Below are 5,537 nucleotides of genomic sequence, written 5' to 3'. Positions count from 1 at the left end.
GGCCTGCGCCATCAGCCGTGCCCGGAGCGCATCCGGGGCGCGTCCCTGCAGGGTGACGGCGCGCGCCCGCAGCAGGCCGTGCATCTCGCGCTGCACGCGCAGGCTGCGCTGGCACACGGCGCATTCGGCGAGATGACGCGCGAGACGGGGATCGCTGACCGGGCCGGCATGGTCGTCGGCGAGTTGCGCCAGCAGCGGGGCCATCTCGTGGCACGAATCGTTCTTGGGGGCAGTGTTCGACACGGTGTTCCTGTTCCTACGACGACGCGGACCCGCTGGAGGCCCCCGTGGCCCCGGCGGGAAGGGCGGACGGGGCCTCGGCGCGCCGACGCGCCGACACCAGGTGCTCGTACAGTTGCTTGCGGCCGCGCGAGATCCGCGACATGACGGTCCCGGCGGGCACGCCGAGGATGGCGGCGATTTCCTGGTAGCTGCAGTCCTCGACATCGCGGAGCCAGACGGCCTCGCGATAGGCGTCGGGCAGGGCCGCAAGGGCGTCCTGCAGGTCGCCGTCGAGCGTGGAGCGCAGCAACCGGCGTTCCGGGTCGTCGTCTGGGGAGGCCAGCGGCAGGCTCTCCACGACGTCGCTGTCGACGTCCACCGGCTGGCGGCTCGCGCCGCGGCGGTCGTTCCGGAAGGTGTTGTGGAGAATGGTGAACAGCCACGCCTTCAGGTTGGTGCCCTGCCGGAATTTCGGCGAGAACCGGGCCACCTTCAGGTACGTGTCCTGCACGAGGTCCTCGGCGGCCGCGGGATTGCGCGTCAGCTTCAGCGCCAGGCCATAGAGGCTGTTGAGGTAATCCAGGGGATCGCCCCCGACCACCTCATCACGATCCTGCACGCCGCGAATGACGCGGGGCAGCCAACGGGAACCCGGAGGCAACGCCATGGGAGAGAGTGGCCTCGGTTCCATCACCACCAAGAACACCGGCGATGAGCGATTTATTCCCGGGTGCTGCCGGGACCAGGCCCATGACCAGTATACCGGGGCCGGCGCAGCCAACCCGCCCGGGGATGCGTCAAACTGGAACGGTGACAAACTGTGCCGCCCCCACCGGTTTGCGGGGTACCGAAACCGCGAGTACCATGACCGCATCCGAGCTGCCCAGCTTTGTGCCCAGCGCCCTGCCTTTTCGCACGACTCGAGGAGATTGCATGCATACGCCGTTGCGTGCGTGGCGGCGCGCCGCTGCCCTAGGCGTCCTGATGGCGTCCCTGGCGGCGCCCGCGCTCGCGCAGACGCCCTTCGTGCCGTACTTCGGCAAGAACGAAGTCCGGTACGACTCCTTCAAGTGGCAGATCTACACGACCGACCACTTCGAGATTTACTACTATCCCGAGACCGAGCAGCACCTCGAGCGCGTGGCCGGGTACGCCGAGAGCGCGTACCAGAAGCTGTCGTCGGAGCTGAAGCACGACCTCGCCTTCAAGATCCCGCTGCTGATCTTCAAGACGCAGGCCGAGTTCCAGCAGCAGAACGTGATTCCCGGGGCGGTCAGCGAGGGCGTCGCGGCGTTTGCCGAGCCGACGCGCAACCGCATGCTGCTGCCGGTGGACGACCCGCCTGACCAGCTCTATCGCCTCATCACGCACGAACTGACCCACATCTTCGAGTTCGACATCATCCCGCGCTCCCTCGTGCGCCGGACGGTGCCGCTCTGGGTCGACGAGGGACTGGCCGACTACATGGCCGGCGTGTGGCGGCCGCTCGACCTGATGACGGTGCGCGACGCCACCGTCGCCGACATCATCCCGAAGATGACCAAGTTCGAGGGGTACGGGCAGTTCACCAACCCCCGCCTGGTCTACAACCTCGGGCACGCCGCCTTCGAGTTCATCGAGGCCAAGTGGGGCAAGGAAGGCATCCGCCAGTACCTCTTCTCGCTGCGCAAGAGCGTCATCGGTGGCGGCGAGGCGGCCTACGAGGAAGCCCTGCGCGTCACGGCCGACGAGTTCGACCAGCAGTTCGAGAAGTACATGAAGGACCGGTTCAAGCCGTTCCGCGACAAGGAACGCCCCACCGACTACGGGCGTGACCTGGCGCCGGAGCGCGGCGAGACCCGGTATACGGCCGTCCTGACCGTCGAGCCCTCCCCCTCGGGCGACCTGCTGGCCGCCGTGGCCGGCAACGCCAAGGAAGGCGAACTCGACGTCGTGCTGCTCTCGACCAAGGACCGGTCGGTGGTACGCAACCTGACGCCGGGCTTCAGCAAGGACACGGGCTTCGAGTACATCGCCGTCCCGGGCTCCCGCTGGAACACGGTGCCGTGGATGTCCTGGGCGCCTGCCGGCGACCGCCTCGCCTACTTCGCCCGGACGGAGAAGCAGCGGTCCCTGCTGATCCAGAACGTCGTCACCGGCAAGATCGAGAAGCGGTACTACCTCGGCACCGTCGACGTGCCGGAGTCGCCGGAGTTCTCGAAGGACGGTCGCAAGGTCTACTTCTCCGCCCTGCGCAACGCCATCGGCGACATCTTCGAGATCGACCTCGAGACCAGCGAGGTCCGCAACCTGACCTCGGACGCCTTTGCCGACTACGCGCCGTCCATCTCGCCGGACGGCACGTTCCTCGTCTACATGGCGCGGATCAGCGGGAACGACAAGTTGTTCCGCCTCGACCTCGCGACGGGCAACAAGACCCAGCTCACCTTCGGCACACACGACGAAGCCGCGGCGCAGTTCCTCGACGCCAACACGCTGGTGTTCCCGTCGACGGCCGTCGACCCGGCCAGCCCGATCGACCCGGAGGTGGTCAAGAACGGCCAGATCTTCAACCTCTGGACGCTCGACCTCAAGGGCGGCGCGCTCAAGCAGTACACGGACGCGCTCACCGGCAACGTGTCGCCGGTCGTGCTCGCCGACCCCGAAGGCCCCAAGGTCGGCTTCGTGACCTACTTCAAGGGCGAGTACGGCATCCACACGCTGACGATCAAGGAACCGATTGCCGTCGCCGCGTCGGCCGACTTCGGCGAGCCCGGTCCGATCATCGACTTCCAGGCGCCGCTGACCCACACGCTGATCCCGGCCAACAGCCGGGTCAAGGGCCGCTTCGAGAAGATGTTCCTCGACGGGCGGCCCCCCATCAACGTCGGCGTGACGAGCGGTGGCGACCTGTTCGGCGGCACGGCGATCTCGTTCAGTGACGTGCTCGGCGACCAGAACTTCACGTTCTTCGCCGCCTCGGTCGCGCAGTTCCGCACCTTCGCGGGCTCGTACACGAACCTGTCGCGCCGCGTGCAGTACTCGCTCCAGGCGTTCTCGCAGACCCAGTTCTACTACGGCCTCGGGGGCGGCTTCATCGACCCGGCGTTCGCCTACCTGCTGGACCGCGACGACGCCATCGCGACGCGCACGATCAACGGGGCCACCGCCTTCGCGATCTACCCGTTCAACCGCTACACGCGTCTGGAGCTCTCGGGCGGCCTGTCGTACTTCAACGACGGCTTCCGCAACCAGCAGCTGGACGACTTCTCGGCCCAATTCCAGCAGGGCCAGTTCGGCGGTTCGATCTTCAACAACGGCCTGGCCGTGCCCCTGACCGTCGCGCTCACGCGCGAGACGACGGTGTTCCGTGAATACGGCCCGCTCGCCGGCCACACGTTCCGGGCGGCCTACACCGTGGCCCCGAAGATCGGCGACTCGCTGTCGCGCCAGACCTTCGACGGCGACTTCCGCTACTACCAGCGCATCGCGACCAACGGCGTCGCGGCGTTCCGGTTCCGCGGCTTCAACAGCTCGGGCGACACGCCGGACTTCTTCTTCTTCGGCGGCAACTCCGAGTTGCGCGGCTACGACTTCCTCGAGTTCGTCGGCAACAAGGGGTTCTTCGCCAACGCCGAACTCCGGTTCCCGCTGATCGAGGCGATGCTGACCCCGATCGGGGTGCTCGGGGGCGTCCGCGCCGTCCTGTTCGGCGGCGTGGCCGGCGCCAGCCTGCTGGGCCGTCCGTCCAGCAACGGCTTCGCGTCCGGCGACCCGAACGCGCAGTACCGGTTCTCGACGTCGGCCGACGAAGTGGTGCGCCCGATCCTGGGCTTCAATCAGGACCCGACGACGGGGGCCATCAGCCCCGTCTACGGCGATCCACGGGTGGTCAGCGGCTTCCGCCTCGTCGACGGCCGCGCCTCCTACGGCTTCGGCCTCGAGACCTTCCTGCTCGGCTTCCCGATCCACTTCGACTGGTCATGGAAGACGCTGTTCAACAAGGAATACGAGGACGTCGCGTTCTCCTTCCTCGGTGGCAGCCAGGAGTTCAGGCGCTCGCGCTTCCAGGTCTGGATCGGATACGACTTCTAGGGCGCCCAAGCCAGTCAAAGTTCAGAAGGGCAAATAGGGCCAACAGGGCAAAACGACACTGCCGAAGTTGGAAGAGTAAAGAGCTGAAGGATTGAAGGACGAAAGGGGCGGTGCCCGACGGGGTGCCGCCCCTTTTTCTGTGTGGCGCGGGCGTCAGGGCGGTGCGGTGGTGGACGACGTGGGGTGGTCGGCCGCGTGTGCCTGCTGTCGCGCCAGTCTGGCGCGTTCGACGCCGGCATAGGCCGCAGTGAGTTGCAGCAGTCGTCCGGCGAACACCAGGGCGTTGAGGGCGAGCAGCGTCGGCAGCCCGATCAGCGCGGCGTCGGAGTACCACTCGTACCAGAACAGGCCGGCCGCCGTGGCCACGAGCGTGGCGACGATCCAGTGGTTGCGACGCCTGATCTCGGCGTTGCCTTCGAGCCGCGCGCGGTGCGACGGGTGGACGATGGTGACCAGCGGCGGGCGGCTGCGACCGGCGTGGTCGAACACATCGAAGCGCACGGCAGGGTGGCCCTGCACCTGCGCCTCGCAGAAGCGCTCCGCGGCCAGCAGCGACTCGAACAGCAGGCAGACCGCCCCGCCGTGCCCCGTCGGACGGCCGTCGGCGTCGCACGGCTGCTCGCCGTCGATCAGCAACGGGAAGGCCGCCACCTCGCCTGGCTGAATCAGGTCCATCCAGTCGGGGGGCTGCCGTGACGGGTCGTACAAGCGAACCACACGCACGGTCACAGCGTAGCCCACCCCCGCCTTTGTCCCTTCTGAACCTTTGATCTTCCGATCTTGGTATTCTTCGATTCTGTCGTTTTGCCCTGTTCGCCCTTTTCGCCCTTCTGACTTTGACTCCACACTCCCCATCCGCCTCCGCCACCGAGATGGTCCAGGTCGTTCTCCCCAACGACGCCAACCCGCTCGGGTTCATCCTGGGTGGCACGGTGATGCACCTGATCGACATCGCAGGGGCCATCGCGTGCTTCCGCCACTCGCGCAGTCGCGTCGTCACCGCCGCCGTGGACGGGCTGCAGTTCCTGCACCCGATCAAGGTCGGTGACCTGATCCTTCTCAAGGCCGAAGTGACCGCCACCTTCAGGACGTCGATGGAGGTGGAGGTGCGAGTGATGAGTGAAGAGACGCTGACCGGTGAGCGGAAGCTGACGTCGCACGCCTACCTGACGTTCGTGGCCATCGACGCCGACGGGCGCCGCGTCGAGGTGCCCGATCTGGTGCTCGAGACCGACGCACAG

Annotated in this window: 4 protein-coding genes and 1 pseudogene; 2 read left to right on the top strand and 3 right to left on the bottom strand. The window is 67.2% G+C overall.

The features are described from left to right. Positions 1-243: pseudogene (locus Q0C41_RS29415) on the bottom strand (hypothetical protein); the annotation flags it as partial. A gap of 13 nt (positions 244-256) precedes the next feature. After that, entirely contained in the window at positions 257-841 is a 585-nt protein-coding gene (locus tag Q0C41_RS29410) for a sigma-70 family RNA polymerase sigma factor (protein WP_291990240.1), read from the bottom strand. A 314-nt stretch (positions 842-1,155) separates the two neighbouring features. On the opposite strand from Q0C41_RS29410, the gene Q0C41_RS29405 reads away from it, so the two are divergent. Further along, on the top strand, positions 1,156-4,296 hold the full coding sequence (locus Q0C41_RS29405; protein WP_291990239.1) for a hypothetical protein: 3,141 nt from the start codon (positions 1,156-1,158) through the stop codon (positions 4,294-4,296). 153 nt (positions 4,297-4,449) lie between these two features. Here Q0C41_RS29405 and Q0C41_RS29400 read toward each other — a convergent pair whose 3' ends face one another. Further along, positions 4,450-5,019 carry a hypothetical protein gene (locus Q0C41_RS29400; RefSeq protein ID WP_291990238.1) on the bottom strand — a complete coding sequence of 190 codons (570 nt, stop codon included), beginning with the start codon at positions 5,017-5,019 and terminating at the stop codon, positions 4,450-4,452. A gap of 149 nt (positions 5,020-5,168) precedes the next feature. Here Q0C41_RS29400 and Q0C41_RS29395 point away from each other — a divergent pair. Then, positions 5,169-5,537 (top strand): acyl-CoA thioesterase (locus Q0C41_RS29395; RefSeq protein WP_291990237.1); only part of this gene is annotated, 369 nt, incomplete at its 3' end.

Origin of the sequence: Luteitalea sp., from assembly GCF_022842525.1 — a bacterium.
In the GTDB taxonomy this organism is placed as follows: Bacteria; Acidobacteriota; Vicinamibacteria; order Vicinamibacterales; family Vicinamibacteraceae; genus Luteitalea.
Note: the sequence above shows the minus strand (reverse complement) of the source record. Positions and strands in the feature narration are given on the sequence as shown.